Genomic DNA, 4764 nt, shown 5'->3' on the forward strand with positions numbered 1-4764 from the left:
TTCTATATTCGAAATATTCCATATTATATATATTATTTTTGAAGCTGACAATCTTTTTTAGAAATTTTTGTAAAAGATAGTCAAAAAGATTAGGATTGAACCCTAATCCTTTCATTTGTCTTTACTTAAATCGTTCATACATTATTTCATTGCCTACAATCGTTTTTGTTACTTCTATTTTATTTATATCATGGGGATTTACATCAAAAATATCCTTATTCAAAATAGTGAAGTCTGCTAAATAACCTTTTTCAATTTTCCCTCGATCTTCTTCATGACAAATTGCATAAGCACTTCCATTCGTATAAAGACTCACCGCTTCATAAACAGTTAACGCCTCTGCCGGAAGGTATCCGTTTCCTTGTTTATCCTCTCCGTTCGATCTTGTTACAGCTGCTTGAATCCCTACTAGAGGATCTGCACTTTCAATCGGAGCATCCGAACCGCCTGCACAATGCATTCCTTCTTTTAATAATGTTTTCCATGCATAACAATAGGCAAGATTATCTTTACCCAATCGGTCGATTACCCATGGAAAGTCAGAAGTTACAAAACTAGGCTGAATATCTAGTATTAATGGCAATCCTTTCATTCGTTCGATTAAATCCTTTCGCAGCATTGTTGCATGAATAAGACGATCTCTTCCAAATCCTTTTAATGGATGCTTCTCCATTGCCTGTAAAACCATTTCAAAAGCTGCATCACCAATCGCATGGACGGCAATTGGTACCTCCTTCTCTCTCGCCTTTGCTACTAGTTCATTTAATTTTTCTTGTGTAAATATACTAACTCCATTTGTTGAGGGGTCATCATGATAGGGTCTACTTAACAGTGCCGTTCTTCCTCCAAAAGCACCATCAGCAAATATTTTCATACTACCAAGCTCGACCCATTCGGATCCACCTAAATATTTTCCGCCATCATTTATCATTTCTTCAAATACTTCATGATGTACAAGTAAATGGGCTCTAAATAGATTTCCTTCATCTTCTACTACTTTTTTATATGAACGATAGGTTCCTTCATAGCCATGATAGTAGTTTAAGTCTTCCGTATGTGCTCCAGTAAGTCCTAATCGGTAGGCATCTTTAATACCTGCTCGCAATGCTCTTTCTACATATTCATCAGTTACCTTAGGCAAAATACTGGTGATTAACTCTTGCGCCTGATCTTTAAATATCCCAATAAGATTATTTGCCTCATCCTTCTCAATCACTCCACCAAAGGGAGCTAAAGTATCATTTGTAATATTGGCAATTTTCAAAGCATATGAATTTACTGCGATTGCATGCTTACATATTCGATTAAGGAGGACTGGATGATTTGGAACATACTGATCAATATCCATTGAAGTGAGTATCTGTTGCTCCCGCCACATATTTTCATTCCAGCCATCGCCAATAATCCATTGCCCCTCTTCTATATCCTCTGCGTAACTAGCGAGCAATTGTAGGGCTTCCTCTTTTGATGTACAAGTAGATAAGTCTAACCTTAACAGTTTTTCTCCATGACCAACTAGATGCATATGACTATCAACAAATCCTGGAAGAAGTACGTCATCTTTTAAGTCTATTTCTTCTTGTATACTTCCTTCATATTTTTCTTCTAAATACTTTTTATCACCATAATCCACGATATACTGCTTATCCGTATAAACAGCTTCCACCACATGTCCTTCCTCTTTAAGCGTATATATCTTCCCACCATAAATAAGTTTCCCCATACAGATCCTCCTGTAATTTTTTATAAAAAGGACACTATTTTTTAGTGCCCTTTTTAATCTTATCTCCCTTAGAACGGTGTATTCTATTCTTATTTACTTTGCTGTTCTTTGTCTCGTAGTTCAATTCTTCTAATTTTCCCTGAAGTTGTCTTAGGAAGCTCATCCATAAATTCTATTTTCCGCGGATATTTATATGGAGCTGTTAATTTTTTCACATGTGTTTGCAGCTCTCTTGTTAATTCTTCGGTGCCCCGAATCCCATCTCGTAGAACAATAAATGCCTTAACAACATTTCCTCTAATAGGATCTGGACTAGCTACGACAGCACATTCTTTGACTGCTTTATGCTTAACTAGTGCATCTTCTACTTCAAAGGGTCCAATCGTGTAACCGGAACTAATAATGATATCATCTCTTCTGCCTTCAAACCAAAAGTAGCCATCTTCATCTTTTTTAGCACGGTCTCCTGTGATGTAATAATCGCCGCGAAATTGATTTTTTGTTCTTTCTGGTTCGTTTAAATATTCCTTAAACAGAGCAGGAGTATCTTTATGAACGGCAATATCTCCAACCACACCAACCGAACAAATTTCTCCATCTTCATTGATAACTTCCACTATATTACCTGGTGTCGGTTTTCCCATGGATCCAGGACGTAACTCTACTCCCTTTGTTATTCCAATCAATAAAGTATTTTCAGTTTGTCCATATCCATCCCGAACATCTAATTGAAAATGTTCTTTAAATACATCTATCACTTCTCTGTTCAGTGGTTCACCAGCAGAAACTGCACTTCGTAAATGCTGTAATTGATAGGTTTGAATGTTCTCTACTTTTGCCATTAGGCGATACTCAGTTGGCGTACAACAAAAAACATTCACTTCATATTTCTCTAGAAGCTGCAAATACTTTTCTGGGTTAAATCTGCCGTGATAAACAAGTCCAATAGCACCAGATCCCAATACAGATAATAGAGGGCTCCAAACCCATTTCTGCCATCCAGGACCTGCCGTTGCCCATACTAAGTCCCCTTCTTCAATATAGAGCCAATTTGGTGCTGCCGTTCTAAGATGCGCATATGCCCATCCATGAGTATGTACGACTCCTTTTGGATTACCAGTTGTTCCTGATGTATAGGAGATGAACGCTGTATCTGTCTTAAGCGTACTTACCAGTTCCAGTTCATCTGAAGCCTCAAGCGCCAGCTCATCTAAATGCATCCATCCCTCTTTTGCTTCACCTAACACAAAACGTTTAATCGTATGTATTTCTTCTACTAATTGTAACTCTTCTAAAAATGGGTAATAGCTAATAACCGCTTTAACATCTCCATGTTTTATACGATATTGCAAATCTTTTGCACGAAGCATTTCTGAACTTGGAAGAACCGTTAGTCCTAGTTTTAAAGCTGCTAAATATACTTGGTAGGCTTCCATAATCCTTGGAACAATAACAAGGACTACATCTCCTTTTTGCAAGCCCTCTTCCTTGAATACATTTCCTATTCTATTTGCTGCTTTCATTAAGGAGGAATAAGTAATTTCTTTTGTTTCGCCTTCTTCATTCTCCCATTTTAATGCCACTCTATCTGGATTTTGGGCAAATTTTTCAATCTCCGAAACAAAATTATATTGTTCTGGAGCAATTAAATCCTCCGTCCGCATAATTAGTCTCCTCCTGTTTCTAAAAATAAATACTTAACCCATTATACTACCCTATCTCCAATTTTTAAATTAATTAAATTCCATTCCTTACTAGCTTTACTTTAAACGAGTTAATCCCCCTTCTAATGAAGGGTTAATAGCAACCGAAAATCCTTTATTAGAGGTCCTTCTTAATCAACACAGAAGAAGGAGCAAGGCACGACGCCTTGCTCCTTGTAGCCATTTTTATTCAATTAGTTATTTAGAAAAACCGCCGCCTAATTGTTGTTCAGCCATTTGTACTAAACGTTTAGTGATCTCACCACCAACTGAACCGTTAGCACGAGAAGTTGTTTCAGCACCTAAGTTTACACCAAACTCTGTAGCAATTTCATATTTCATTTGATCTAGAGCTTGAGAAACTCCAGGTACTAATAATTGATTTGAATTGTTGCTGCTTGCCATGTGTATCACCTCCTTGTGATAATAGAATGTGTAATCCACATGGCATTCATTCGTTTTAACTACTGGTAATTGTTCACAAAAAACAGGAAATTTTTGCAATATTTTTTCCGTTTTTATGCATTGAAAATGAAAATACAAAACTAAACTTTATGAAAATAGCCAAAAGTAATAGCTTAGAAAAGGGAATCGGTTTCCGTTTTAATCTTATTCTCTTCCCTCTTTAGGATAATCGTTTCAACCTTATTAACCGCTTCTTCAATCAGTGGCTCAAAATCAGTAAAGCTTTCATAATACTGTATTTTTTCTTTTTTAGGTTTGGTTTTAGGTGAAGCCGGTACAAACACCGTACAGCAATCCTCATATGGCCGAATAGAGATATCGTGTGTATCAATTTTCTTTGCCCATTCAATTATCTCTGTTTTATCAGTTGTAATTAATGGTCGTAAAATTGGTGTATTCGTTACGTCATTGATTGCATACATACTTTCTAACGTTTGACTAGCCACTTGTCCTAAACTTTCACCCGTAATAATCGCAAGCGCTTCTTGTCTTCTGCGAATTTCATCCGTTATTCTTAGCATAATTCGTCTTGTTGCCGTCATTGTATAATTTTCTGGTATTTGCTTATGAATCAACTGCTGAATAGTAGTAAAAGGAACAATATGCAAGACAAAATGACCATTAAAATTAGCAAGCTTTTCCGAAATATCAATTACCTTTTGCTTTGCTCTTTCACTAGTAAACGGAGGACTAAAGAAATGCACTCCTTCGACTTCTAATCCTCTTTTCATGGATAAATATCCTGCTACCGGGCTATCTAATCCACCAGATAACATAAGCATCGCTTTCCCACTTGTTCCTGAAGGTAGTCCTCCTGCTCCTGCAATATTTTCACAGGAAAGATATATCGCTTCTATTCTAACTTCAATTTGA

4 protein-coding genes are annotated in these 4764 nt (G+C 36.6%); all 4 read right to left on the minus strand.

The genetic code is table 11. From position 1 onward, the window contains the following. Positions 1 to 121: 121 nt before the first annotated feature. On the minus strand, positions 122 to 1723 hold the full coding sequence (locus tag RTL21_RS09475; protein ID WP_312095628.1) for an amidohydrolase: 1602 nt from the start codon (positions 1721 to 1723) through the stop codon (positions 122 to 124). A gap of 89 nt (positions 1724 to 1812) precedes the next feature. Further along, a complete protein-coding gene (gene mbcS, locus RTL21_RS09480) occupies positions 1813 to 3387 on the minus strand; it encodes an acyl-CoA synthetase MbcS (RefSeq protein ID WP_312095630.1) in 1575 nt (524 codons plus the stop codon). Positions 3388 to 3624: 237 nt separating this feature from the next. Further along, positions 3625 to 3831 (minus strand): alpha/beta-type small acid-soluble spore protein, encoded by a 207-nt coding sequence (locus RTL21_RS09485; protein WP_031534962.1) that lies wholly within the window; start codon positions 3829 to 3831, stop codon positions 3625 to 3627. A gap of 173 nt (positions 3832 to 4004) precedes the next feature. Beyond that, on the minus strand, positions 4005 to 4764 hold a 760-nt coding region (thiI, locus tag RTL21_RS09490; RefSeq protein ID WP_312095637.1), incomplete at its 5' end, for a tRNA uracil 4-sulfurtransferase ThiI.

Origin of the sequence: Niallia sp. (genome assembly GCF_031978665.1) — a bacterium.
Classification (GTDB): domain Bacteria; phylum Bacillota; class Bacilli; order Bacillales; family Cytobacillaceae; genus Niallia.